Raw genomic sequence first — 26,151 nt, 5'->3', positions numbered from 1 at the left:
CCGGCGGGCGATGGCGCTCAGCCCAGACCCCATGGCAGCCCCGCCAGGTACCAGAGCACCAGGAAGGCGGTCCAGACGACGCTCAGCACCACCACATAGGGCAGCATCAGCGCGATCACCGTGCCGACGCCGGCATCCTTCTGGTACTTGATGGCGAAGGTCACGATCATCGCGAAATAGGCGTTGAGCGGGGTGATGGCGTTCATCGGCGAATCGCCCACGCGGTAGGCCGCCAGCACCGCCTCCGGCGTCATGCCGAGCTGCATCAGCAGCGGCACGAAGATCGGCGCAAAGATGGCCCATTTGGCGATCGCCGCGGTGATGATGAGGTCGAGCAGGAAGACCACCACCACGAAGCCCACCAGCAGCCAGACCGCGTTGAGGTTCGCGCGCGTCAGCACCTCGGCCAGCGAGACGGCGGCCAGCGTCGCCATGTTGGTGTAGTTGAAGAAGGCGATGAACTGGCTGATCACCAGCAGCAGCAGGATCAGGCCCGCGAGGCTGCGGATCGCCTTCTCCATGGCTGATATCACGTCGTTGGTGGACTTCATGGTCCGCGCGCCGAGCCCATAGGCCACGCCGCAGACCAGGAAGACCAGAGCGATCGAGACGATCAGGCTGTTCATGAAGGGCGAGTTGCCGATGATCGCGCCCGTCTCCGGGTTGCGCAGCGGCGCCCCCGGCGGCAGCAGCAGCAGCATGAGGAAGGCGAAGACGCCGATCATCCCCCAGAGCGCCCAGCGCAGGCCCCGCCCCTCGTCGTCCGAGAGGCCCGTGTCGCCCTCCAGCCGGTAGTCGCCGGTGTAGGTGCCCAGGCGCGGCTCGATCACCCGCTCCGTGATGACGGCGATCAGGACCGTCAGCATCACCACCGAGGCGATGGAAAACCAGAGATTGGCCGCGAGGTCGATCCTGATGTTCGGATTCACCAGCGCGATGGCGTCGTTGGTGATCTCCGTCAGGATACCGTCCACCGGCACGATCAGCACGTTCACCAGGAAGGCCGAGGCCACCGCCGCGAAGGCCGCCGCGAGCCCCGCCAGCGGATGCCGCCCGACGCTGAGGAAAGCCGCCGCCGCCAGCGGGATCAGCACGAGGTAGCCGGCATCGGCCGCGATGCTGGAGACGATGCCGACGAAGACCAGGATGTAGGTCAGCGCCTTGGGCGGCGCGACCACCACCAGCTTGCGGATCAGCGCCTTGACGAGCCCCGCCTCCTCCGCGACGCCCACGCCCACCATCGCGATGATGATCACGCCTACCGCGTTGAAGTTCATGAAGTTCTGCACGACGCCGGTGAACATGAACCGGATGCCCTCGACGGTGAGCAGGCTGCGCGCCGCCACCGTCATGGGCTCGACCTTGTCGGTCTCGATGTTCACCTGCTGGAAGGAGACGCTGACGCCCATCCCACCCAGGATGGCGGAGAGGACGACCACGATCCCGATCAGGATCACGAAGATGAGGACGGGGTGCGGCACCCGGTTGCCCACCCTCTCGACGACATCGAGCATCTTCTGCATCGAGGTCTTGGGGGGCTGCGCCACTGCGCTCATCGGACGGATCCTCTTCGGGATGTGTTCTGGTTCAGCGTGCCAGTGCGTCGAGGATGCGCGCCCAGGAGCGGATGCCGCGCCGGAAGCACTCCAGGTCGTATTTCTCGTTGGGGCTGTGGATGCGGTCGTCCTCCAGGCCGAAGCCGGCGAGGATGACGTCCATCCCCAGTGCCTTCTTCAGCTCGTGCGTCACCGGGATGGAGCCGCCGCCGCCGATGAAGACGCCGGGCTTGTTCCACTCCTCGGTCAGCGCCTGGCGGGCCTTCTCGAATTCCGGCGCGTCGATCGGGAAGCGGATGGCCTGGCCCGAGCCGTGCTCGATGAACTCGGCGCGGCAGTCGGCGGGGATGCTGGCTTGCACATATTCCCGAAAGGCCTTGCGGATGGCGTGCGGGTCCTGGTCGAAGACGAGGCGGAATGAGACTTTGGCCGAGGCCATGGAGGGGATCACGGTCTTGAAGCCGGCGCCCTGGTAGCCGCCGCCCATGCCGTTGATCTCGCAGGTCGGGCGGGACCAGGTCATCTCCAGCACCGAGCGTCCCCGCTCGCCGGCCGGCACCGAAAGGCCCACGGCGCCGAGGAAGTGCGCGGGGTCGAAGCCCAGAGTGTCCCACTGCTCGCGCAGCGCGTTCGGCAGCTCGGGCACGCCGTCGTAGAAGCCCGGCAGGGTGACGCGGCCGTTCTCGTCGTGCAGGCCCGCAAGGACTTTCGCGAGGACCCGGTTGGGATTGGCCGCGGCCGAGCCGTAGAAGCCCGAATGCAGGTCGCGGTCGGCGGCGTGGATGATCACCTCCTCGCCGCAGAGGCCGCGCAGCATGGTGGTGATGGCCGGGGTCTGCGCATCCCACATGTTGGTGTCGCAGATCAGGCCGATATCGGCCTTCAGTTCGTCCGCGTTGGACTTCAGGAAGGGCGGCAGGTTCACGCCGCCGCTTTCCTCCTCGCCCTCCAGCAGGATGGTGACGGGGATGGGCAGCTTGCCGGTGACGGCCTTCCAGGCGCGGCAGGCCTCGACGAAGGTCATCAGCTGGCCCTTGTCGTCGGCGGTGCCGCGGCCGCGCAGGACCTTCGTCCCGTCCGCGCGCGTCTCGATCGCGGGCTCGAAGGGATCGCGCGTCCAGAGCTCCAGCGGGTCCACCGGCTGCACGTCGTAATGCCCGTAGAACAGCGCCGAGGGGCCGGCGGCGCTGCGGTCGTGCGCCACCACGATGGGATGGCCCGGCGTCGGCCGCGCGCTGGCCTCGAAGCCGATGCCGGCAAGATCGGCCACGTGCCAGTCGGCGCAGGTCTGGCAATCCGCCTTGTAGGCGGGATCGGTGGAGATGGACTTGATGCGGAGCGTGGCGAAAAGCCGCTCCAGCGCGGCATCGAGGTCGGAATCGATATGCGCGAGAACCTGGTCGAGCTCAGACATGCGGGGCCTCCGGAGGGTCGTGTGCGCGAAGCCTGCCCCCGGCGCTCACGCGCCGAAACCCCGCTCCCGCCCTTTCGGAAAGGCTACCGACTCATGACATGGGTGGGATGCGTCGGGTGTCCCGCGCCTTGGCGGGCCGTCCCACAGGTGGCTACCGCCGCCGCGACATGTTCCAGAAGACGGCGATCGGGAAGTCGATCACGCCCTGCAGATCCGCCCGATAGGCCGCCGGCGCCGTGAACTGCCCGGCCAGGATGGCGTTCACGTTGTCGTGGAAGGCCGCCTGCAGTTCCTCGGCGTGGCGCCGGCGTTCCTCCGGCGTGCGGGCCGTGGCCACCTGCCGCAGCAGCTCGGTCTGGCGGGAGTCGCAGAACCAGCTCGGAATGTTCTGGCAGTTGTAGGCGACGCCCGGATTGGCCAGGGGATTCACGAGATCGACGCCGTTCCAGATGACGTTCATCAGGTTCCAGCCGCCGGCCGAGACCGGTGAGCGGTTGAGCCGCCGCGCCGCCGCCGTCGCGTAGTCCGTGGTCACGTTCTGCACGTTGAACCCGGCCTGCCGCAGCTGGTCCATCAGGACGAGGCCCATCGGGTTCAGCAGCGCCGAGCTCTCGGAATGCAGGAAGACAACGGGCTCGTTGGCGTAGCCCGCCTCGCGCAGGAGCTGCCGCGCGCGCGCCGGGCCGGCATCGCGGAAGATCCCGGTGCCGGCGTCGCTCTGGCCCTCCGTGTCGCACATGTAGAGCGCCTCGCAGCTCTGCATGTAGAGCCCCTCGGGCAGGCCGAGCGAGGCCATCACATCCGCCTGGTTGACCGCGAGCTGCGCCGCGCGTCGGATCGCCGGGTTGTTGAAGGGCGGCTGCTCGTGGTTGATCTGCAGGATGCTCATGATCTGCCCGGCGCCGCGGGGATTGGCGATGCGGATGTTCCGGTTGCGGCGCAGCGGCGCGATGTAGTCGGCAGGCAGGATCTCCAGGAAGTCGAGCTCGCCGGCCTGCAGCGCGGTGGCGCGCGTCGCCTGGTCGGGCACGCTGATCACGTCGATGCGGTCGAAATGCGCGACCTTGCCGCCGGCGAGGCCCGAGGCAGGCTCGGAACGCGGCCGGTAGCGCGGGTTGCGGCGGAAGATCGCGCGCTCGCCGGGCCGCCAGGTGGAGCGCTCGAAGATGAAGGGGCCGGAGCCCACCTGGTCCGCGACGGCCGTGGTGTGCGGCGTGGTGGCGGCGAGACGAGCGGGCATGATCACGGGGATCGTGTTGCCCGGCTTGCCCAGCGCCTCGATGACGTAGGCATAGGGCTCGCGCAGCTTCAGCTCGAAGGTCCGGGCGTCGATCGCCTGAAAACTCTCGGCGGCGCGCATGATCTGCTGCCCGAGAGCCTCGCGCTGGGCCCAGCGGCGGATCGAGGCGACGACGTCCTCGGTGGTGACGGGCTGGCCGTCATGGAACTCCAGCCCCTCGCGCAGCCGGAAGGTATAGGTCAGCCGGTCGTCGCTGACGGTGAAGCTTTCGACCATCTGCGGGTGGTAGTTCCCGTCGTCGTCGATGGCGAAGAGCATGTCGTAGACGAGGTAGGAGAAGACGCGCGTCGCATTGGTCGTGGTGACGATGCCGTCGAGGATCTGCAGCTCGGTGTTGAGCGAGACGCGCAGCGTGCGCTCCTGCGCTTGGGCTGCGCTGCCCCATCCGGCGGCGAGGGCAACGAGGGCGAGCGCGGTCCGGCGCAAGGTCATGGCAGGCCTCTTCTTCAATGTTCCGGGACCATGTGCGGCGCGTTTCTTGTTGGGCGCCCCTCTCCGGGGGCGCCGTCGTCCAGCGGAGGCTACTCCGCCGCGGCGGCCTGGGCCAGCTTCGCGGCCTCCGCCTCGGCCGCGGCCTTGCGGATGTGATCGTAGTTCCGGCCGCGGAACCAGGCCATGTATTCGCCGACGGTCTGCGTCGGAAACTTTGGCTCTTCGCCCGCGGCCTTGCAGGTCGGCAGGCACTCGATGACCGCCTCGGAATTCGGGTGGAAGAAATAGGGGATAGCGTAGCGCGGCTGGTCCGAGATGTTGAAGGCGCGGTGCGGCGTCGAGAGGAAGCGGCCGTTGGTCCAGCGATGCAGGATGTCGCCGGTGTTGACGATGAAGGTGCCCTCGATCACCGGCGCGTCGATCCAGACGCCGTCGGCGCGGCGGATCTGTAGGCCCGGCACCTTGTTCTGCGCGAGCAGCGTGATGAAGGTGCTGTCCGTGTGCGGCGCGATGCCGAACTGGTTCTCGTCGTATTCCTTCACCGGCGGGTAGTGGCTGAGCCGCAGCGAGCTGAAGGGGCGCGAGCACTTGTCGTCGAAGTAGTCGGCCGGCAGCTCCAGCGCGCGGGCGTAGAGCGGGAGCACGCGCTGGGCGAGGCTTTCCAGCGCGTCGTAATAGGCCGTGGCCGCCTCGCGGAAGCCGGGGACGCTCGGCCAGCGGTTGGCGACGCCCGTCTGGTCCTCGCGCTTGAGGAAGAAGGCCTCGTTCTCGTTGGGCTTGTTGTTGGCGTTGATGGTGGAGCTGCGCGTGGTCGAGCCGCGCATGGGCAGGTAGCCCTGCATGGCCGCGTCGACCTTCAGCTCCATCTTGGTCTCGATGGGCTGGGCATGGAAGGCGGCCGCGGCGGCAAAGGTGCGGTCGATCAGCTCCTGCGGCACGCCGTGATTGGCGATGTAGAGGAAGCCGACGGTCTCGTTGGTCTGGCGCAGCTGCGCGGCGGTGGCCTCGAGCGCGCCGGGCGCGCCGGCCAGGAAGGGGCCGAGGTCGAGGATGGGGATGTCTTGGGACATGAGGAGCCTCCGGTGTCACCGAACGGTCGCGGCCGCGGGGCTCCGGGTCAAACCAAAAGAACTCGCTCCTGGTTGAATTTTTCTAAACCGAGCTCAGCGCGCCCGTTCGATGCAGAACCGGACCACGTCGATGAGCGCCAGCTTGGCCTCGCTCGGCGGGAAGATGTCGAGCGCCCGGATCGCGGCATCCCCGTAGGTCTCCGCGCGGTCGACGGTGCGCTCGATGCCCCGGCACCGCGCCAGCAGCCGCTGCGCCTCGGCGAGATCGCCGGCTCCCTGCTCGCCGTCCTCCAGCGTCCGTTTCCAGAAGACCTTTTCCGCATCGTCGCCGTCATGGAAGGCCAGGAGGACGGGAAGCGTGATCTTCCCCTCCCGGAAGTCGTCGCCCACGGTCTTCCCGAGCCGCGCCTGCTCGGCCGAGTAGTCGAGCGCGTCGTCCACGAGCTGGAAGGCGATGCCGAGATTGTGGCCATAGGCATCCAGGGCCTCGGCCTCGGCCACCGGGCGGTCGGCGACGACAGCGCCGATCCGCGTGGCGGCGGCGAAGAGCGAGGCGGTCTTGCCCTCGATGACCTCGAGATACTGCGCCTCGGTGCTGGACAGGTCGTTCTGGGTGATGAGCTGCAGCACCTCGCCCTCGGCGAGGGTGGCCGAGGCGGCGGCCAGGATGCGCAGCACCTCGAGGCTCCTGTCCTCGATCATCAGCTGGAAGGCGCGGGCGAACAGGAAGTCGCCTACGAGGACCGAGGGCTTGTTGCCGAAGAGCGCATTGGCGCTGGCCTGCCCCCGGCGGAGCTCGCTCTCGTCCACCACGTCGTCGTGCAGGAGGGTGGCGGTATGGATGAACTCCACGCAGGCGGCGAGCGCCACGTGCCGCGCGCCGGAATAGCCGCAGAGCTTCGAGGCCGCCAGCGTCAGCAGCGGCCGCAGCCGCTTGCCGCCGGCCGCCACGATATGCGCCGCGAGTTGCGGGATCAGCGCCACCTGGCTGTGCATGCGCTCGACGATGAGGCGGTTGCAGGCGGCGAGATCCTCGGCCACGAGGTCCATCAGCCGGGCGAGCGCGCCCTCGCCCCGGTCGCGCGGGCTGGCATCGCGCGGGTTGGCATCGCGCGGGTTGGCATTGTGCGGCCTGGCGCCATCCCGTTTCGCGTCAATCGCACCCGCCACTCGTCCAAACCCCTGAAGTTGCGTCCAGCCTTGACCCCGGCCGGGCCGATGCAGGATACCCGAGCAGCCGACATGGCGGCAAGGCGAGGCAAATCAAGGATTTCCCGCGATGGATGTGGTCGCCGAGGACGCCGATCCGGTTCGAATCCAATTCCTGGCGGCGCTCCTGCGCGGCGCGGGGATCGAGGTGGTGCAGCTCGACCAGAACCTGGCGGGACTGGGCCTGTCGATCTTCCCGCGCCGGCTGGCGGTGACGGCGGCGGACGCGGCACGGGCGCGGCGGCTGCTGCGGGACGCCGGTGTCTGAGGACCTGACCGAGGACGGGCTGCTCGGCGGCCGGGTGCGGCTGCTGCAGCCGCGGCAGGGGTTCCGGGCGGCGATCGACCCGGTGCTGCTGGCCGCTTTCGTGCCGGCCCGGACGGGGGATTCGGTGCTGGAGATCGGCTGCGGGACGGGCGCGGCGTTCCTCTGCCTGGCGGCGCGGGTGCCGGGAATCGTGGTCACGGCGGTGGAGCGCGACCCGGAGCTGGCCGCGATCGCCGTCCGCAACGTGGCCCTCAACGGGGCAAAGGCCACCATCCTCGCCGAGGATTGCTGCGCGCTGCCCGCCCTCGCGCCGATGCAGCACGCCATGGCCAACCCGCCCTACTGGACCGGGGGCACCGCCTCGCCGGACGCCGGGCGCCGACAGGCGGCGCATGAGGACGCGCCGCTCTCGGCCTGGATCGCGGCGCTGACCCGGCCGCTGCGGCACAAGGGAACGGTGTCGCTGGTCCTGCCCGCCGCGCGCCTGGCCGAGGCGGCCGCTGGGTTCCGTGACGCCGGCTGCGGCTCGGTGCGGCTGCTGCCGCTCTGGCCGCGGGCCGGCGCGGCGGCCAAGCGCATCCTCATCCAGGCCCGGAAGGGCGGTCGCGGCGCGGACGAGATGCTCCCCGGCCTCGCACTGCACGAGGCCGACGGCAGCGCCACCGCCGCCGCCCATGCCGTGCTGCGGGACGGCGCGGCCCTCTGAGCCCTTGCGCCACGCGGCCCGCCTTGCCAGCATGACGCTGCACCGGTCCCGCGCGAGCGGGTGAAAAGGGAATGCCGTGCGTCCGCCGGGGGAATGCTCCCCCGCTCCGGGCAAGTCGGCAGCTGCCCCCGCAACTGTCAGCGGCGAGACGCTGGCCCCTCCGTCGCGCCCAAGGCGCGGCGGGCCACTGCGGCGGAAGCCGCGGGAAGGCAGGGCCCGCTTCCGTGACCCGCGAGCCAGGAGACCTGCCGTGGCCGACGCGCCGGAAGGCCGCCGCAACCCATGGGATCCGGGCGGGGTGCACCGGGGCAGGTGAGCAGGGTGTGCCTATCCTGGCTGAAGCCGCCGACGGCCGCATTGCAATGCGATCCGGCGGGCACGGATTCCCCCCAAACCATCGATAAAGCAGGAGAAACTTCCATGGCCGCGTCCAACCAGCCCGCGCCGATCGAGCAGCGCGCCGCCGCCCTCGAGATCGTGCTCAAGGGCAAGGGCATCCTCCCCGATGGCTTCGTCGAGGAGTTCACCGAGCATGCCGAGGAGCAATGGGTCACCCTCAACGGTGGCCAGATGGTCGCCCGCGCCTGGACCGATCCGGACTACCGCGCCCGCATGCTGGCCGACGGCACCTCGGCCGCGCGCGAGATGGGCTTCGACTTCCCGGAGCACCACCGCCACCTCGTGGTGCTGGAGAACACGCCCGATATCCACAACCTGATCGTCTGCACGCTGTGCTCGTGCACGGCCTATACGATCATCGGCGCCGCGCCGGACTGGTACAAGGACATGGAGTACCGCGCCCGCGTTGTCCGCCAGTCGCGCACCGCGCTGCGCGAGATGGGGCTCGACCTGCCGGCAACGACGGAAATCCGCGTCTGGGACACGACCGCCGACACCCGCTACATGGTGCTGCCCGTGCAGCCGCCGGCCACGATCGGCTGGCCCGCCGAGAAGCTGGCCGTGATCGTGACGCAGGATTCCATGATCGGCGCCTCGCGCCTCGACGAGGTGAAGGGCTGACGCCATGGACAGCATGCACGACCTCGGCGGCAAACAGGGCTTCGGGAAGATCAACTACCCCGCGCCTCCGCATGACGAGACCTGGGAGCCGCTGGCCCGCGCGCTCTCGGCCATCTCGGTGAAGACCCACATCTACAACATGGACGAGTATCGCCACGCCATCGAGCGCATGGCACCGACCCACTACATGAGCGCGCCCTATTACGAGCGCGTGCTGACGGCGGCGGCCACGCTCGCCGTGGAGAAGGGCATCACCACGAAGGAGGAGCTGGAGGCGCTGGTCGAAGGCACCTTCCCGCTGGCGCTGCCGATCGGGCCGGGCCGCATGGCCGCGCCGCCGCAGAGCTTCGCGATCGGCGAGACGGTGCGCGTGAAGTACGAGTTCGTCTCCGGGCACCACCGCATGCCCGGCTACATCAGGGGCAAGACGGGCGTGGTGGTCGGCATCACCCCGCCCTACCCCTTCCCAGACGCCGCCGCGCACAACATGCAGGCCACGATGGAGCCGACCTACGACGTGCGCTTCCGTTCGACCGAGCTCTGGCCGGACAGCTGCGACGAGGCGTTCAACCATGTCGGCGTCTTCCAGAGCTACCTGGAGAAGGTGTCGCCGCAGCCCTGATCTATCGGAGGGCGCTGCCGCCCGGGCATGCCGTGCGCCCGCCATCCACCTGGAACTGCCCGCCGGTGATGGCCGTCGCCGCGTCCGAGCAGAGGAAGAGGACCATCGCCACCACCTCCGTGACGGTGGAATAGCGGCCGAGCGGGATCGCCGAACGGTACCGCCCCGCGGCATCGTTCGCCCCGTGCGCGGTGGCCTGGTCCTCCAGCGAATGGATCATCCGCGTGTCCGTCGGCCCCGGGCAGAGCGCGTTCACCCGGATGCCCTGCCGCGCCACCTCGCCCGAGACGCTGCGGGTCAGCCCCAGCACCGCGTGCTTCGAGGCCGTGTAGGGCGAGATCCCCGCCGAGCCCACCAGCGCCGCCGTCGAGGCCGTGTTCACCACCGCGCCGCCGCCCTGCCGGATCATCACCGGCAGTACGTATTTCAGGCCCAGGAAGACGCCGCGGACGTTCACCGCGATCACCTGGTCGAACATCGCCTCGTCCTGGTCGTAGACGGCGGCGACCTTCCCCTCGATGCCGGCATTGTTGAAGAAGCAGTGGATGCCGCCCCAGGCGCCCACGGCGGCGTCCACATAGGCGCGCACATCCTCGGATTTCGTGACGTCGGCCTGCTGGAACCGGGCCTCGAAGCCCTCCGCCCGCAGCGCCGCGGCCTGGGCCTCGCCGGCCGCGGCGCGGTCCACCAGCAGCACCTTCGCGCCTTCCCGGCAAAAGCTTTGCGCCGCCTCCAGCCCGATGCCGTTCGCGGCGCCGGTGACCACGGCGACCTTCCCTTCGAAACGCATGCGTCTTTCCTCCCGTTGAAGTCTCAGGCCATCGCGTCGCGCAGCGCGCGCGCGGCCATGTCGATGTAGCCGAGCGCCGGCCTGATGATGGCGCTCATGGTCATCATCCCATGCAGCATGTCGGCCGCATGGACATGCGTGACGCGCACCCCCTCGCGCTCCAGCCGGGCGGCGTAGTCGCGCCCTTCGCCGGAGAGCGGGTCATGGCCGACGGTCAGCACGAAGGCCGGCGCCGCGCCGGCGAGGTTGGAGGCCCGCAGCGGCGAGGCCCGCCAGTCGTCCCAGCTCGCGGGCTCGGGCGCGTAGTGCATGCGGAACCAGCGCATGGTGGAGGCGACCAGCGGCAGGCCCTCGGTGAAGCGCGCGTAGCCGTCATGGGTCTGCGCCATCTCCAGGACGGGGTAGATGAGCATCTGGAAGCGCAGCGGCGGCAGCGTCCCGTCTCGCGCCATCAGCGCCGCCACGGCCGCGAGGTTGCCGCCCGCGCTGTCGCCGCCGACGGCCAGCCGCTCCGGATCGATGCCGAGAGCCCTGGCGTTCACCGCGGCGTAGTGCACGGCCTCACAGAAATCCTCGACCGCGGCCGGGAAGCGGTGCTCCGGCGCCAGCCGGTAATCCACGCTCAGCACCGCGCAGCCCGAAAGGTTGGCGATGGTCCGCACGGGATGGTCATGCGTGTCGAGGTCGCCCACCACCCAGCCGCCGCCATGCGCGAAGACTAGGCAGGGCAGCCTGTCGCCCGCCGAGCTGCCGAGCGGCCGGTAGAGCCGGGCCGGCACGCCGCTGGGCAGCAGGAGTTCGCGGACTTCCGCCACCTCCGGCGAGGGCGGCTGCAGCACCTTGCGGCCGTTCGCGTACATCGTCCGCGTGTCCGGATAGGCCATGTCCTCGAAGCGCGGCCGGCCCATCTCCTCCACGAGCTTCAGGAAGGCCACGCAATCGGGGTGCAGCGGTGACGCCATCTCAGCTCCTGTTTCGTCCCTTCGCGCATCATGGCCGCAGCCCCGGGCGCGCGGCAACTCCACGGCTCCCCTGGGGTTACCACCTCCAATGCATTCCATTCCCGCCAGTGTCTTCAAATTGAAGCCGAATCCCGTCGCCTGGAGCGCGTCATCGCGGTTCCAACACGCACCGTACATGGTCTAGCTTCCCGATGATGACCCCAGCCAAGCCCCCCCTCGTGATCTGCCTCGGCAATGTCGTGGCGGATCACGTCTTCCGGGTGGAGGAGGTTCCCCAGCCTCCCGCCAAGGCCCAGGCCAAGGGTTACCAGCTCAATGTCGGGGGCATGGCGGCCAATGCGGCGATCGCGGTGACGCGCCTCGGCGGCCGGGCCGCCTTCTGGGGGCGCGTCGGCGACGATTCCAACGCCGGCCTGCTGATCGACGGGCTGAGGAAGGAAGGCATCGACCTCACGGGCATGAAGCAGGTGGCCGGCGCGCGCAGCCCCGTCTCCGCCGTGCTGGTGGACCGTTACGGCGAGCGCGCGATCATGGGCTATCGCGGGGACGGACTCGGCACCGACCCCTCCTGGCTGCCCGTCGACATGCTGGACGACGCGAAGGCCGTCCTCTGCGACCCGCGCTGGCCCGAGGGCGCGCATGTCCTGCTGGAGGAGGCCGAGAAGCGCGACATCCCCACCGTGCTGGACGGCGAGCGCAGCGAGACGCGCCTGCTGCTCGACCTCGTGCCGCGGGTGCGCTACGCGATCTTCTCCGTGCCGGGCCTGACGAATTACGGCTCCGGCGCCCGCGCGCCTGAGGGGCTGCGCAGGGCCGTCTCCGAGGGCGTGACCCGGATGGCCGCCGTCACCCGCGGCGAGAAGAGCACCCTCTGGATTCTCCGCGGAGAGGACAGGATCCGCGAGACGCCGGTCTTCCGCGTGGACGCGCGTGACACGACCGGCGCCGGCGACGTCTTCCACGGCGCCTTCGCGCTGGCCATGGCCGAGGGGATGGAGATGGAGGCCGCGATCCGCTTCAGCAGCGCCGCCGGCGCGCTGCGCGCCCGTGACGCCGCCACGGCGCGCCGTGCCGAGCTGGAGGAATTCCTTCAGGAAAACGCAGTGAATTCGCCGGAGAATGTCAGCGCCTGAAATCCTTCGGGCCCTGCGCGATCCATGCCACATTCGCCCGATCACCGGGAGAGAACCGAGGTGCCTGCGTGAACGAAGTCGACACCCCCCCGATCCCCGCCCAGCACGGTGATGTCCTGCCGCCGCCTGACGGCGAGACGATGCGCGACACCATCCTGCGCAAGCTCACCTACGACCTCGGCAAGAGCCGCGCCGGCGCGCTCGACCGCGACTGGTTCATCGCGACCGCGCTCGCGGTGCGCGACCATGTGGTGGAGCCCTGGCTCAAGGACATGCGCTCGACCTACGAGCGCGGCGAGAAGCAGGTCTACTACCTCTCGCTGGAGTTCCTGATCGGCCGGCTGCTGCGGGAGAACATCTCCAACTTCCTGCTGACGACGGAGGTGAAGGCGGCGCTCGCCTCGCTCGACGTCGACGCCCAGAAGGTCTTCGGCAGCGAGCCGGATGCCGCGCTGGGCAATGGCGGCCTCGGGCGGCTCGCCGCCTGCTTCATGGAGAGCCTGGCCAGCCTGCAGATCCCCGCCTTCGGCTACGGCATCCGCTACGATCACGGGCTGTTCCGCCAGGTCATCCGCCAGGGCTGGCAGGAGGAGTATCCCGAGAACTGGCTCGAATTCGGCAACCCCTGGGAATTCGCCCGGCCCGAGATCGCCCATCGCATCGGCTTCGGCGGCACCGTCGAGGAGGTCAACGGCGAGGACGGAGAGCCCAGGCAGGTCTGGAAGCCGGCCGAGACGGTGCTGGCCGTCGCCTACGACACGCCCATCGTCGGCTGGCGCGGCAAGCATGTGAACACGCTGCGCCTCTGGTCCGCCCGCGCGGCCGACCCGCTGCAGATCGAGGCCTTCAACCGCGGCGACCACATCGGCGCGCTGTCCGACCGCGTCAGGGCCGAGGCCATCTCGCGGCTGCTCTACCCGTCGGACGACAGCCCCGCGGGCCAGGAGCTGCGGCTCCGGCAGGAGTTCTTCTTCTCCTCCGCCGCCCTGCAGGACCTCATCCGCCGCCACATCCGCGTCTATGGCAGCCTCGAGACCCTGCCCGAGCGCGTCGCCATCCAGCTCAACGACACCCATCCGGCGATCGTGGTCGCCGAGCTCATGCGCATCCTGCTGGACGACCACGGCATGGGGTGGACCGAGGCCTGGAAGACCACCCAGGCCACCATCTCCTACACCAACCACACCCTGCTGCCCGAGGCGCTGGAGACCTGGCCAGTGTCGCTGATGGAGCGGCTGCTGCCGCGCCACATGCAGATCATCTACCTGATCAACGCGATTCACCTGGATTCCGTGGCGGCCGCGCATCCCGGCGACCCGGGGCTGCTGGCCTCGGTCTCGCTCATCGAGGAGGATCACGGGCGGCGCGTGCGCATGGGCAACCTCGCCTTCGTCGGCTCGCACAAGGTGAACGGCGTCTCGGCGCTCCATTCGGAGCTGCTGAAGAAGACCGTCTTCCGAGACTTCAACAGCCTCTTTCCCAGGCGCATCACGAACAAGACCAACGGCGTCACCTTCCGGCGCTGGCTGCAGCAGTGCAATCCCTGCCTGACCGAGCTGCTGATCGAGAGCATCGGCCCCGACTTCCTCGACCGGGCCGAAGCGCTGGCGGCGCTGAAGCCGCTGGCCGGCGATGCCGCCTTCCAGCAGCGCTTCGCCACCGTGAAGCGCATCAACAAGGAGGCGCTGGCCGCGCTCATCCGGCGCGAGATCAACCTGCGCGTCGATCCCGCCTCGATCTTCGACGTGCAGATCAAGCGCATCCACGAGTACAAGCGCCAGCTGCTGAACCTGCTGGAGACCGTCGCCCTCTACAACGAGATGCGCGCCCAGCCGCACCGCGACTACGCGCCGCGGGTGAAGATCATGGCCGGAAAGGCCGCGGCCAGCTACCACCGCGCTAAGCTGATCATCAAGCTCGCGCACGACATCGCGCGCACGGTGAACCGCGACCCCGCGATCCGCGACCGGCTGAAGGTTGCTTTCCTGCCCAACTACAACGTCTCGCTGGCCGAGATGATCGTGCCGGCCTGCGACCTCTCCGAGCAGATCTCGACGGCCGGCATGGAGGCCTCCGGCACCGGCAACATGAAGCTGGCGCTCAACGGCGCGCTCACCATCGGCACGATGGACGGCGCGAATGTGGAGATCCACGAGCATGTGGGCGCGGAGAACATCTTCATCTTCGGCCTGACCACCGAGCAGGTGGCGCAGCGCCGCGCCGAGGGCTGGAAAGGGCAGGATTCCATCGACCAGTCGCCGCGGCTGCAGCAGGCGCTGGAGGCCATCGCCTCCGGCGTCTTCTCGCCCGACGACCCCGGCCGCTACCGCGACCTCGTGCAGATGCTGCGCACCCACGACCACTTCCTGGTCACCGCCGATTTCGACAGCTACTACGACACGCAGCGCAAGGTCGCGCAGCGCTGGGCGAAGCCCGCCGAGTGGGGCCGCTCCGCCATCCTGAACACGGCCAATATGGGCTGGTTCTCGTCCGATCGCACCATCGCGGAATACGCGCAGGAGATCTGGCGGGTCCCGGTGCCGGGCTAGTCGCGTGGACGCGACCTGGCGCGCGGCCGACGCGGATGTGGCGGCCCTGCTGGAGGCCGGCCATGCGGATCCCTTCGCCGTGCTCGGCCCGCACGAGGTGCCGGGCGGCCTTGCGATCCGGGCGATCCGCCCCGGCGCGGACGCCGTCGAGGCGATCTTCGACGACGGGCGCTGCATCCCGCTGGAGCGGCGCGGCGCCACCGCCTTCCTCGAGGGTTTTCGGTCCGGCGCCACCCTGCCCGCCCCCTATCGCCTGCGCGTCCGCGAGGGCGGCGGCCAGATGGACATCCTGGACCCCTATGCCTTCGGCCCATCCCTCGGCCCGCTCGACGACCACCTGCTGATCGAGGGCACGCACCAGCGCCTGCACGAGCGGCTGGGCGCGCATCTCCTGACGCATGAGGGCGTGGGCGGCGTGCGCTTCGCCGTCTGGGCGCCCAACGCCCGCCGCGTCTCCGTGGTCGGCGAGTTCAACCGCTGGGACGGCCGCTTCCATCCCATGCGGCGGCGCGTGGATTCCGGGCTGTGGGAGATCTTCCTGCCCGGCCTCGGCGAGGGCGTGGCCTACAAATACGAGATCCTCGGTGCCCAGGGCGAGCTGATGCCGCTGAAGGCCGATCCGGTCGGCTTCGCGGCCGAGCTGCGGCCGGCCAATGCCAGCGTCGTCGCCCGCCTCGACGGCTTCGGCTGGACTGACGACGCCTGGATCGAGGCGCGGGCGAAGAAGGACCAGCGGCGCGAGCCGATGAGCATCTACGAGGTCCATGCCCCCTCCTGGAAGCGCCATCCGGACGGGCGCTTCTGGCACTGGGACCAGCTCGCCGCCGACCTCATTCCCTACGTGAAGGATCTCGGCTTCACGCATATCGAGTTCATGCCCGTGATGGAGCATCCCTTCGACGGCTCCTGGGGCTACCAGCCGATCGGGCTGCACGCCGTCACCGCGCGCCTCGGCCATCCGCTCGGCCTGGCCCGCTTCATCGATGCTGCGCATGCCGCCGGCATCGGCGTCCTCCTCGACTGGGTGCCCGCCCATTTCCCGGAGGACGCACACGGCCTCGCCCATTTCGACGGAACCGCCCTCTACGAGCATCCCGACCCCCGCCGCGGCTACCATCCGGACTGGCAGACCGCGATCTACGATTACGGCCGCAAGGAGGTGCAGGCCTTCCTCGCCTCCAACGCGCTCTTCTGGCTGGAGCGCTTCCACGCCGACGGGCTGCGCGTGGACGCCGTCTCCTCGATGATCCATCTCGACTACTCGCGCGGCCCCGGCGAATGGGTGCCCAACGACGACGGCGGCAACGACAACCGCGACGCCGTCGGCTTCCTTCGCCGCACCAACGCCATGCTGGCGGAGCAGGCGCCCGGCACGCTCATGATCGCCGAGGAGGCAACGGACTGGACCGGCGTCTCCGCCCCCGTGGCGAAGGGCGGCCTCGGCTTCGCCTTCAAGTGGAACATGGGGTGGATGAACGACACCCTGCGCTACGTGGAGAAGGACCCGCTGCACCGGCGCTGGTACCACCAGCTCATGAACTTCGGGCTGATCTACGCCTTCAACGAGAGGTTCATCCTCCCGCTCAGCCATGACGAGGTGGTGCACGGCAAGGGCACGCTGCTCGGCCGCATGCCCGGCGACGAGGGCGACGACTGGCGGCGCTTCGCCAATCTGCGCGTCTATTACGGCTTCATGTGGGGCCACCCCGGCAAGAAGCTGCTCTTCATGGGCCAGGAGTTCGGCCAGTGGCGCGAATGGTCCGAGGAGCGCGAGCTCGACTGGTGGCTGCTGGAGTTCCGCAACCACCAGGGCGTGCAGGCCCTCATCCGCGAACTGAACCGCCTGCATCGCGCGATCCCCGCGCTGCACGCGCGGGACACGGAAGCCGAGGGCTTCGCCTGGATCGACGCGAACGACGCGCAGCAGTCGATCCTCACCTGGCTGCGCTTCGACGGCGCGGGGGGGCCGCCGGTCGCGGTGCTCTGCAACTTCACGCCCATTCCGCGGGTTGACACGCTGATCGGCCTGCCGCGGGCCGGAATCTGGCGGGAGGTGCTGAACACGGATGCCGAGGAATACGGCGGATCAGGCCTGGGCAATCTCGGCCTCGTGACCGCCGTCGCGGAGCCTGCGCTGAATCAGCCCGCCTCGGCGAAAGTGCTTCTGCCCCCACTCGCCACCATCTATCTCGTGCCTGAAGCTTGGGAGACGCCGAACGCGCCCCCGGAGGAACCGCATGCCTGACCGCGCATCACAGCGTTATGACCGAAGGCGCGAAGGCGCCGGAGGTCTGAATCACGCAAGGCAAACGGCCAAACCATGATGGGTGAGCGAATGCGAACGCATCATGATCTCGCGCCTGCGCCGCTTGCCCGTACCGCCATGGCCTTCGTGCTGGCCGGCGGACGCGGCTCCCGCCTCATGGAACTCACCGACAAGCGCGCGAAGCCCGCGGTCTTCTTCGGCGGCAAGTCGCGCATCGTGGACTTCGCGCTGTCCAACGCCATCAACTCCGGTATCCGGCGCGTCGCGGTCGCGACGCAGTACAAGGCGCACAGCCTGATCCGCCATCTCCAGCGCGGCTGGAATTTTCTCCGACATGAGCGGAACGAGAGCTTCGACATCCTGCCGGCCAGCCAGCGCGTGTCCGAGCATTCCTGGTATCTCGGCACGGCCGATGCGGTGTTCCAGAACATCGACATCATCGAGGACCTGGCGCCGCAGCACATGGTCATCCTGGCCGGCGACCACATCTACAAGATGGACTACGAGCGCATGCTCCAGCAGCATGTGGAGCAGGGCGCGGACTGCACCGTCTCCTGCATGGCGGTGCCGCGCATGGAGGCGACGGGCTTTGGCGTGATCCATGTGGATTCGGACGCCTGGGTCGTGGATTTCGTCGAGAAGCCCAAGGATCCGCCCGGCATCCCCGACCGGCCGGACCTCGCGCTGGCCTCCATGGGCATCTACGTCTTCGAGACGAAGTTCCTGGTCGAGCAGCTGAAGCGCGACGCGGCGGACCCGAACTCCAGCCGCGACTTCGGCAAGGACATCATCCCCTGGCTCGTGCGGAACGGCCGGGTGGCCGCGCATCGCTTCGAGCGGAGCTGCGTGCGCTCCAGCCAGGAATTCGCGCCCTACTGGCGCGACGTCGGCACGGTGGACGCCTATTGGGAGGCCAATATCGACCTCACCGACATCATCCCGCCGCTCGATCTCTTCGATAAGGCCTGGCCGATCTGGACCTATGGCGAGGTCGTGCCGCCGGCGAAGTTCGTCCATGACGAGATCGGCCGTCGCGGCGAGGCCATCTCCTCGCTGGTGTCCGGCGGCTGCATCGTCTCCGGCGCCTCGGCGCATCGCTCGCTGCTCTTCACCGGCGTCCACCTGCACTCCTATGCCAGGGTGGAGGGCGCGGTGCTGCTGCCGGACGTCGATGTCGGCCGTGGCGCGCGGCTGGCGAATGTCGTGGTCGACCGCGGCGTGCGCATCCCTGAAGGCATGGTCGTCGGCGAGGATCCGGAGCTCGACCGCCAGCGCTTCCGCGTCTCCGAGAAAGGGGTCTGCCTCATCACCCAGGCGATGCTCGACCGCCTGGCATGAGCGGCGCTGCAAAGAAGGCCACCGCGAGGCCCGCGGCGCCGCTGCGGGTGCTGGCCGTCGCCTCCGAGGGCTTCCCCTTCGTCAAGACCGGCGGCCTCGCCGATGTGGTGGGGGCGCTGCCCGGCGCGCTGGCCTCCGAGGGCATCGCCGTCACCACGCTGCTGCCCGGCTATCCCGCGGTGATGGGCGCGCTCGGCCCCGTCGAGGCGAGCGAGCCGGTCGCGGATGTCTTCGGCGCGCCCGCCCGCCTCGTCCGCGCCAGAGCCGCGGGACGCGACCTGCTGGTGCTCGACGCCCCGCATTTCTTCGCCCGCTCCGGCTCACCCTACCTCGCGCCCACCGGCGGCGACTGGCCGGACAACGCCATGCGCTTCGCCGCCCTCGGCCGCGCGGCCGCGCAGGCGGCGCAGGGCGTCGGCGGGATGGCCGGCTTCGACGCGGTGCACGCGCATGACTGGCAGGCGGGGCTGGCGCCGGCCTATCTGCGCTTCGCGGGATCGAGCGTGCCCACGCTCTTCACCATTCACAACCTCGCCTTCCAGGGGCAGTTCCCGGCCAATGTCTTCGGTCTGCTGGGCCTGCCGCCGGAGGCCTTCCGCACCGCCGGTCTCGAGTATTTCGGCATGGTCGGCTACCTCAAATCCGGCATCTGGTTCGCCGACCGCGTCTCCACCGTCTCGCCCGGCTACGCGGCCGAGATCCGCACGCCGCAATGGGGCATGGGGCTCGACGGGCTGCTGCGCGGCCGCGGCGCGGCGCTCGGCGGCATCCTGAACGGGCTCGACACCTCGGAGTGGGACCCCGCCGCCGATCCCCATCTGCCCGTGCGCTATACGGAGAAGACGGTCGGCGCGCGGGCCGCGAACAAGGCCGAGCTGCAGGCGCGCATGGGCCTGGCCGTCGCGCCCGACGCACCGCTCTTCGCCTTCATCGGCCGGCTCGCCTGGCAGAAGGGCGTGGACCTGATCCTGGAGGCGCTGCCGGCCATCCTCGACCATGGCGGGCAGCTCGCCATCCTCGGCAGCGGCGAGCCCGCGCTGGAGGAGCGCGTCCACGGCGCGACCGGCGCGCAGCTCGGCCGCGTCGGCAGCTTCATCGGCTTCGACGAGGGCTTCGCGCGCCTCTGCTACGGCGGCGCGGACTTCATCCTGATGCCCTCCCGCTTCGAGCCCTGCGGCCTCGGCCAGCTCTGCGCGCTGCGCTACGGCGCGCCGCCGGTCGTGGCGCATGTGGGCGGGCTGGCTGATACCGTGGTGGACGCGAACGAGATGGCTCTGGCCTCGGGCGTGGGGACGGGATTCAACTTCGCGCCGGTCTCGCAGGAGATGCTGGCCTCGGCGATCGAACGGGCGATCGCGCTGTACCGCGATCCCGCGCTGATGCGGCGGGTGCAGGCCAATGCCATGGCGCAGGACGTGTCCTGGAAGCGATCCGCGACGAAATATGCGGCGGCGTTCCGGGGGATGGTGGCGGCGCGTGGCTGAGAAGACCGGATGCGAGGGGGCTTTGCCCCGCTCTCCCCACCAGGGTGAACATGTATGTTCACCGTTTCCTGGACCTTCATCACATCCATGCTGGCACTAGGCGTCACGCCGGCCGGCGACGGGGTGGATGTCGCCGTTCCGGCGCCGGGCGCCACGCGCCTGCTCTTCTGCGTCTTCGAAGAAGGCCGGGAAACCGCGCGCCATCCGCTGCCGAACCGGCGCGGCGACGTCTTCTACGGACACATCGCCGGCATCGCGCCCGGCACCTGCTACGGCCTGCGCGCCGAAGGGCCCTGGGAGCGTCGCTTCAACCCACAGAAACTGCTGCTCGACCCCTGGGCGCGCGCCCTCGAAGGCGTGCTGCGCACCCACCCCACCGCCTTCGACACCGGCGAGGCGCCGGACCCCGCCGACAGCGGGCCGCATCTGGTCCGCGCCATGGTGCAGGCCCCGCTGCCGCCGCAGGACTGGCGCCCCCTGCCCGCCCGCCCGGACATCGTCTACGAGCTGCACGTCCGCGGCTTCACGAAGCAGCACCCCGGCATTCCCGAACCCCTCCGTGGCACCTTCGCCGGCCTCGCGCATCCGGCCGCGATCGCGCACCTCACCCGGCTCGGCGTCACCATGGTCGAGCTGCTGCCGACCGCCTCCTGGGTGGATGAGCGGCATCTCGGCCCGCTCGGGCTGACCAACTACTGGGGCTACAACACGGTCTGCTGGCTCGTGCCCGATCCGCGACTCGCGCCCGGCGGCATGGCGGAGGTCCGCACGGCCGTGGCCGCCCTGCGTGCCGCCGGCATCGGCGTGATCCTCGACATCGTGCTGAACCACAGCGGCGAGGGCGACGCGCTCGGCCCGACGCTGAGCCTGCGCGGCCTCGGCAACGGCGCCTGGTACCGGCTCCACGCCGGCGGCTATGTGGACGACACCGGCACCGGCAACACCATGGCCCTCGACCAGCCCTGGCCGCTGCGCCTCGCCATGGACGCCATGCGCCATTGGGCCGAGCAGGCCGGCGTGGACGGCTTTCGCCTGGACCTCGCGACCACGCTCGGGCGCCGACCGGAGGGGTTCGACCCTCATGCGCCGCTGCTTGCCGCCATGCGGCAGGACCCGATCCTGCGCACACGCCGCATCATCGCCGAGCCCTGGGATCTCGGCCCGGACGGCTACCGGCTCGGCCATTTCCCCCACGGCTGGCCGGAGTGGAACGACAAGTTCCGCGACGACGTCCGCCGCTTCTGGCGCGGCGCGGAAAGCGGGCGGCTCGGCCCGCTGGCGACACGCCTCGCCGGCTCCACCGATGTTTTCTCCGGGCGCGTGGCGGACAGCCTGAACTTCGTCACCGCGCATGACGGTTTTTCGCTCCGCGACCTCGTCAGCTACGAGCACCGCCACAACCTCGCGAATGGCGAGGAGAACCGCGACGGGAGCGCCGAGAACAACTCCTGGAACCACGGCGTCGAGGGGCCGAGCGACGATCCCGCCATCCAGGCGCGCCGGGTCGGCGACGTGCGCGCCCTGCTAGCCATGCTGCTCGGCGCGCGCGGCCTGCCCATGATCTCCATGGGCGACGAGGCCGGCCGCAGCCAGGGCGGCAACAACAATGCCTATGCGCAGGACAACGCGACCTCCTGGTTCGACTGGGCGGGGATGGATCAGGGCCTCGTGGATTTCACCGCGCGGCTGGTCGCGGCCCGCAAGGCGCATCCCGCGCTGCACGCCCCCGTCGCCCTGACCGGCGGGCCCGTGGACGAGACCGGCCTGCCCGACGTCGCTTGGCTGCATGCCGACGGCCGCGCCATCGCCCCCTCCGAATGGGAGCATGCCCGCTGTCTCGTCGCGCTGCTCTACGCCGGGGGCGACCGCGTGCTTCTGGCCTGCAACGGCGGCGACCACGCGCTGGCGCTGCACCTGCCCTCGCCGCGCTGGGGCTTCGGCTGGACGCTGCTCGCCGACAGCGCCAGATCCGGGGCCGATGCGATCGGCGACCTGGCGCCGCGCTCCGTCCTCCTGCTGACCGAGGCGCCGGTGCGGACACGCCCCGCGGGGGCTGCTGATCCGGCTCTGCTGACGCAACTGGCCATGGCCGCCGGCCTCGCGCCCCTCTGGCAAGACCTGCAGGGGCGCGAGCACCGGGTGCCCGAGGCCACGCTGCGGCACATCCTCGGCACCCTCGGCCTGCCCGCGGAGACGGCCGCCCAGGCCCGCGACAGCCTCGCGCGCCGGCGCCGGCGTCCGCCGCTGCCCCTGCATCTCGCCACCCAGGCCGGGATGCCGACGAGCCTCGCCCTCCGTGACGGGCTTCCCGCCCGGCTGGAACTGCAGCTGGCGCTGGAGGGCGGCGGCACGCGTGAGCTGGTCCTGACCCCGGAAGGCGGCCGCGCCACGCTGCCGCCCCTGCCCCTCGGCCGTCACGAGCTGCGCTTCCGCGACACGCTCTGCCGCATCACCGCCGCGCCGCCCTCCTGCTTCCTGCCGCCCTCGATGGAGGCCGGGCAACGCCGGTACGGCGTCACCGCGCAGACCTACGCGCTGCGCCACGCCGCCGACCAGGGCATGGGCGACTTCACCGCCGTCGCCGAGTTGGCCCGCCGCGCGGGGGCCGAGGGCGCGGCCTGGCTCGGCATCAGCCCGCCGCATGCGCTGCATCCCACCACCCGCGAACGCGCCAGCCCCTACCAGCCCTCCGATCGCCGTTTCCTGGAGCCGATGCTGATCGACGTGTCGCGCCTCGGTGGTGCGGAGGATTTCTCCGCCCTCCGAAAGCCCGATTGGGTGGACTACCCCGCCGTCTGGCAGGCCAAGCGCCGCGTGCTGCACGCTGCCTGGACACGCTTCGACCGCGCCCATCCGGCCTTTGCCGGCTTCCGCGCCGAGGGTGGCCCAGCCCTGGAGCGCTTCGCCGCCTTCAACGCCCTGGCCGAGCGCGCCGGGCACAGCGACATCAGCCGCTGGCCCGCCGGCCTGCGCCACGGGCGCGACGCGGGCGTGGAAAAATTCTGCGCGCAGGAGGCCGATTCCGTCGGCTTCCACGCCTGGCTGCAGTTCCTCGCCGACCGCCAGATGGCGGAGGCCGCCGCGGCCGGCGCCGGCCTCTACCGCGACCTCGCCGTCGGCACCGCGCCGGACGGGGCGGAGTTCTGGTCCGGCGACGCGGATTTCCTGCCCGGCCTCTCCATCGGCGCGCCGCCCGATCCGCTGGGCCCGCTCGGCCAGGTCTGGGGCGTGCCCCCGCCCGATCCCATCGCCTCCGAGGCCAGCGGCCATGCCGGCTTTGCCGCGCTCATCCGCGCCAACATGCGCCATGCAGCGGCACTGCGGATCGACCATGTGCTCGGGCTGAAGCGGCTCTTCCTGGTGCCGGACGGCGCACCGGCGGCCGAGGGCTGCTACCTCGACCAGCCCTTTCATCCCTGGCTTGGCGAGGTCGCGCTGGAATCGCATCGCGCCGCCTGCGCCGTGGTGGGCGAGGATCTCGGCACCGTTCCGCACGGGTTGCGCGAGGCGCTGCACGAGGCGTGCGCCCTTTCCTACCGGGTGCTCTGGTTCGAGCGCGACGGCCAGGAATTCCGCCGGCCGGAGCATTACCCGCCGCTCGCCGCCGCCTGCGTCTCCACCCACGACCTGCCGACCCTGGCCGGCTGGTGGGAATCCGCCGACATCGCCGAGCGGGAGGCGCTGGGCCTGCTCGGCGCCGCGGAGGCGGATGCGGCGCGCGCCGCCCGTCTGGCCGAGCGCGAAGCCCTCTTCACCGCCCTGCGCGAGGCCGGGATGGAGATCCCGGAGACCACCGACGGCCCCCTGCCGCCGGAGCTGGCCGGCGCCATCCACGCCTATGTCGCGGCCACGCCCTCGCTCATGCTGCTGGTCCAGGCCGAGGATCTCGCCGGCGAGCGGGTGGCCGTGAACCTCCCCGGCACCGATCGCGAGCGCCCCAACTGGCGCCACCGTGTCGCGCTGGACGCCGAGGGCATCTTCGCGACACCCGTGGCGCGGGCCGTCCTGGTGGGGCTCGCCGGGCGGCGCTGAATTGCGCTTGGCCGAAACATGGACAAAACTCCATTCCATGATCGATCATTTTTCCGTCGTGCCGCACCTCATCGCGCTGGGCATCGCCTATGCGCTGGCCATCCCGATCGGCTGGGACCGCGAGCGCGCCGAGCGCAGCGCCGGCCTGCGCACCTTCCCCCTCGTGGCCCTGGCCGCCTGCGGCTTCATCCAGGCGACCGAGGGCGCGATGGCGACGCATCCCGAGGGCGCGGCCCGCATCATCGAGGGCATCATCACCGGCATCGGCTTCATCGGCGGCGGCGCGATCATCAAGCACGGCACCTCGGTCTTCGGCACGGCCACGGCGGCGAGCCTCTGGGCCACGGGCGCGGTCGGCGTCTCCGTCGGCCTCGGCGTCTACGACGTGGCGGTGGTGATCAGCGTGATGACCTTCCTCACCCTGCGCTTCCTCGTGCCGCTGAAGAGCGAGGGCACGGAGCTGAAGCGATGATGCTCTGGATCGCCGGCGGGCTCGGGCTGCTCGCGACGGCGATGCTCCTCCGCCTGCCACGCGGCGCGAAGGAAGGCGAGGACGGCGAGCTTCCCCTCTATGCCCATGCCAAGGACCGCCGCCCCTTCGGCGAGGCCATGGCCCGCCGCATGTGGCAGCGCGTGATGGACAGCGAGACGGGTTACGGCATCGTCCCGAACGGGCACCGCGACTATTGCGGCCACGGTCTCGCGCGGGTCGGGCGGCGGGTCGTGCTCTGCACCGTGTATGACGGCTGGCCGCGCAGCGAGGAGCCGATCGCGAGTTGGGACGACGAGGAGGAGTTCGTCGCCTTCTTCGCCCGCCAGAGCAACTACACCACCAACGGCTACGATCGCTCGGAGCCGTTCTTCTTCACCGAGGACACATGGGCGCTGGCCAATCAGCGCCTGACGCGCGAGGCGGTCCGGCGCGTGCTGGACGCGCCGCTGCGCCGTGAGGACCAGGGCTGACCCGCCGCGTTCAGCCCGCCTTCAGGATCCGCCCCGCCACCGCGTCCAGCTTGCGCAATAGCTGCGGGTCGCGCTTCTCCGGCGCCGTGATGATCGCATGGTCCAGCGCGCGGTCGCATCCCGCGGGGCAAGGCCCGCGCGGCGCGCCGATCCTGGGGATCAGCGACTTCACCAGCGCCTTCGCCTTGTCGGCATTGGAGAAGAGCACCTTCACCACCTGGTCGACGGTGACGTGGTCATGGTCCGGGTGCCAGCAGTCGAAGTCAGTGACCATGGCGACGCTCGCGTAGCAGAGCTCCGCCTCGCGGGCGAGCTTGGCCTCGGGCATGTTGGTCATGCCGATCACATGGCAGCCCCATTGCCGGTAGAGCAGGCTCTCCGCCTTGGTGCTGAACTGCGGGCCTTCCATGACGAGGTAGGTGCCGCCGCGCGTCATGGGCAGGCCGAGCTCCTTGCCGGATTCCTCGATGGCGTCCGACAGGCGCGGGCAGGTCGGATGGGCGACGCTCACATGCGCCACGCAGCCCGTCCCGAAGAAGGACTTTTCCCGGGCGAAGGTGCGGTCGATGAACTGGTCGACGATCACGAAATGGCCCGGCGGCAGGTTCTCCTGCAGCGAGCCCACGGCCGAGAGCGAGATCACGTCCGTCACGCCCGAGCGCTTCAGCGCGTCGATATTGGCCCGGAAGTTGAGCGCGGAGGGCGGCGTCGGATGGCCGCGGCCATGGCGCGGCAGGAAGACGCATTTGATGCCGGCGAGGCGGCCGAAGAGCAGGTCGTCCGAGGGCTCGCCCCAGGGGGTGAAGACGCGGCGCCACTCCCGGTCCTCCAGGCCGTCGATGTCATAGAGGCCGGAGCCGCCGATGAGGCCGATCACGGGTTCCACCGTCTCGCTCACGCTGGGGGTCTCGCTCACGCTGGGATTCTCCAAATGCGAAGGGGGACGCCGGAAGCGTCCCCCTGTGGTCTAGATCAGATGCCGGTCCGGCAAAATCACCAGGTCGATGATAGCGCCATGACGCTCAAGCGGCTTGCAG

At 70.2% G+C, this 26,151-nt stretch carries 20 protein-coding genes and 1 riboswitch; of the genes, 12 read left to right on the top strand and 8 right to left on the bottom strand.

Going from position 1 to position 26,151, the window contains the following annotated elements:
- Positions 1–17: 17 nt before the first annotated feature.
- From AC1ROY_RS10790 to AC1ROY_RS10770, 5 genes are all read right to left on the bottom strand, one after another.
- On the bottom strand, positions 18–1,556 hold the full coding sequence (locus AC1ROY_RS10790; RefSeq protein WP_493148806.1) for an AbgT family transporter: 1,539 nt from the start codon (positions 1,554–1,556) through the stop codon (positions 18–20).
- Between the two features lie 31 nt (positions 1,557–1,587).
- Positions 1,588–2,970: a M20/M25/M40 family metallo-hydrolase gene (locus AC1ROY_RS10785; RefSeq protein WP_493148805.1), complete on the bottom strand. Its 1,383-nt coding sequence runs from the start codon at positions 2,968–2,970 to the stop codon at positions 1,588–1,590.
- A gap of 151 nt (positions 2,971–3,121) precedes the next feature.
- Positions 3,122–4,702 carry an ABC transporter substrate-binding protein gene (locus AC1ROY_RS10780; RefSeq protein WP_493148804.1) on the bottom strand — a complete coding sequence of 527 codons (1,581 nt, stop codon included), beginning with the start codon at positions 4,700–4,702 and terminating at the stop codon, positions 3,122–3,124.
- Between the two features lie 89 nt (positions 4,703–4,791).
- On the bottom strand, positions 4,792–5,772 hold the full coding sequence (locus tag AC1ROY_RS10775) for an isopenicillin N synthase family dioxygenase (protein WP_493148803.1): 981 nt from the start codon (positions 5,770–5,772) through the stop codon (positions 4,792–4,794).
- Positions 5,773–5,865: 93 nt separating this feature from the next.
- Complete coding sequence (locus tag AC1ROY_RS10770) at positions 5,866–6,822, bottom strand: polyprenyl synthetase family protein (RefSeq protein ID WP_493149023.1); 957 nt, start codon at positions 6,820–6,822, stop codon at positions 5,866–5,868.
- Positions 6,823–7,051: 229 nt separating this feature from the next.
- Between AC1ROY_RS10770 and AC1ROY_RS10765 the strand changes: the two genes are divergently transcribed.
- The 4 genes from AC1ROY_RS10765 (at position 7,052) to nthB (ending at position 9,597) form a co-directional block, all read left to right on the top strand.
- Complete coding sequence (locus tag AC1ROY_RS10765) at positions 7,052–7,249, top strand: putative signal transducing protein (RefSeq protein ID WP_493148802.1); 198 nt, start codon at positions 7,052–7,054, stop codon at positions 7,247–7,249.
- Complete coding sequence (locus tag AC1ROY_RS10760; protein ID WP_493148801.1) at positions 7,242–7,955, top strand: tRNA1(Val) (adenine(37)-N6)-methyltransferase; 714 nt, start codon at positions 7,242–7,244, stop codon at positions 7,953–7,955. The genes AC1ROY_RS10765 and AC1ROY_RS10760 overlap by 8 nt, the downstream gene beginning before the upstream one ends.
- Before the next feature lie 26 nt (positions 7,956–7,981).
- A riboswitch (cobalamin riboswitch) is annotated at positions 7,982–8,222 on the top strand.
- A 153-nt stretch (positions 8,223–8,375) separates the two neighbouring features.
- Positions 8,376–8,975: a nitrile hydratase subunit alpha gene (locus AC1ROY_RS10755; RefSeq protein ID WP_493148800.1), complete on the top strand. Its 600-nt coding sequence runs from the start codon at positions 8,376–8,378 to the stop codon at positions 8,973–8,975.
- 4 nt (positions 8,976–8,979) lie between these two features.
- Positions 8,980–9,597, top strand: coding sequence for a nitrile hydratase subunit beta (gene nthB, locus AC1ROY_RS10750; protein ID WP_493148799.1), 618 nt, complete (start codon positions 8,980–8,982; stop codon positions 9,595–9,597).
- 1 nt (position 9,598) lies between these two features.
- Here nthB and AC1ROY_RS10745 read toward each other — a convergent pair whose 3' ends face one another.
- Positions 9,599–10,387: an SDR family NAD(P)-dependent oxidoreductase gene (locus AC1ROY_RS10745; protein ID WP_493148798.1), complete on the bottom strand. Its 789-nt coding sequence runs from the start codon at positions 10,385–10,387 to the stop codon at positions 9,599–9,601.
- A gap of 23 nt (positions 10,388–10,410) precedes the next feature.
- Positions 10,411–11,349 (bottom strand): alpha/beta hydrolase, encoded by a 939-nt coding sequence (locus AC1ROY_RS10740; RefSeq protein ID WP_493148797.1) that lies wholly within the window; start codon positions 11,347–11,349, stop codon positions 10,411–10,413.
- Between the two features lie 191 nt (positions 11,350–11,540).
- On the opposite strand from AC1ROY_RS10740, the gene AC1ROY_RS10735 reads away from it, so the two are divergent.
- The 8 genes from AC1ROY_RS10735 (at position 11,541) to AC1ROY_RS10700 (ending at position 25,114) form a co-directional block, all read left to right on the top strand.
- Positions 11,541–12,482: a PfkB family carbohydrate kinase gene (locus AC1ROY_RS10735; RefSeq protein WP_493148796.1), complete on the top strand. Its 942-nt coding sequence runs from the start codon at positions 11,541–11,543 to the stop codon at positions 12,480–12,482.
- A gap of 68 nt (positions 12,483–12,550) precedes the next feature.
- Positions 12,551–15,031: a glycogen/starch/alpha-glucan phosphorylase gene (locus AC1ROY_RS10730; RefSeq protein WP_493148795.1), complete on the top strand. Its 2,481-nt coding sequence runs from the start codon at positions 12,551–12,553 to the stop codon at positions 15,029–15,031.
- Positions 15,032–15,035: 4 nt separating this feature from the next.
- Positions 15,036–17,276 carry a 1,4-alpha-glucan branching protein GlgB gene (gene glgB, locus AC1ROY_RS10725; RefSeq protein WP_493148794.1) on the top strand — a complete coding sequence of 747 codons (2,241 nt, stop codon included), beginning with the start codon at positions 15,036–15,038 and terminating at the stop codon, positions 17,274–17,276.
- 90 nt (positions 17,277–17,366) lie between these two features.
- Positions 17,367–18,635, top strand: a complete 1,269-nt coding sequence (gene glgC, locus AC1ROY_RS10720; protein WP_493148793.1) for a glucose-1-phosphate adenylyltransferase — start codon at positions 17,367–17,369, stop codon at positions 18,633–18,635.
- Between the two features lie 41 nt (positions 18,636–18,676).
- Positions 18,677–20,119 carry a glycogen synthase GlgA gene (glgA, locus tag AC1ROY_RS10715; protein WP_493149022.1) on the top strand — a complete coding sequence of 481 codons (1,443 nt, stop codon included), beginning with the start codon at positions 18,677–18,679 and terminating at the stop codon, positions 20,117–20,119.
- Between the two features lie 54 nt (positions 20,120–20,173).
- The gene (glgX, locus tag AC1ROY_RS10710; protein ID WP_493148792.1) at positions 20,174–24,151 is read left to right on the top strand and encodes a glycogen debranching protein GlgX; all 3,978 of its coding nucleotides are present in this window, start codon (positions 20,174–20,176) and stop codon (positions 24,149–24,151) included.
- Positions 24,152–24,188: 37 nt separating this feature from the next.
- Positions 24,189–24,623, top strand: coding sequence for an MgtC/SapB family protein (locus tag AC1ROY_RS10705; protein ID WP_493148791.1), 435 nt, complete (start codon positions 24,189–24,191; stop codon positions 24,621–24,623).
- Positions 24,620–25,114 carry a hypothetical protein gene (locus AC1ROY_RS10700; protein WP_493148790.1) on the top strand — a complete coding sequence of 165 codons (495 nt, stop codon included), beginning with the start codon at positions 24,620–24,622 and terminating at the stop codon, positions 25,112–25,114. Before AC1ROY_RS10705 ends, AC1ROY_RS10700 begins: the two co-directional genes overlap by 4 nt.
- Positions 25,115–25,124: 10 nt before the next feature.
- On the opposite strand, the gene AC1ROY_RS10695 is transcribed toward AC1ROY_RS10700, so the two are convergent.
- Positions 25,125–26,012: an S-methyl-5'-thioadenosine phosphorylase gene (locus AC1ROY_RS10695; RefSeq protein ID WP_493149021.1), complete on the bottom strand. Its 888-nt coding sequence runs from the start codon at positions 26,010–26,012 to the stop codon at positions 25,125–25,127.
- Positions 26,013–26,151: the final 139 nt, after the last annotated feature.

This window comes from Roseococcus sp. GW821-FHT12F05, assembly GCF_058806835.1.
Note: the sequence above shows the minus strand (reverse complement) of the source record. Positions and strands in the feature narration are given on the sequence as shown.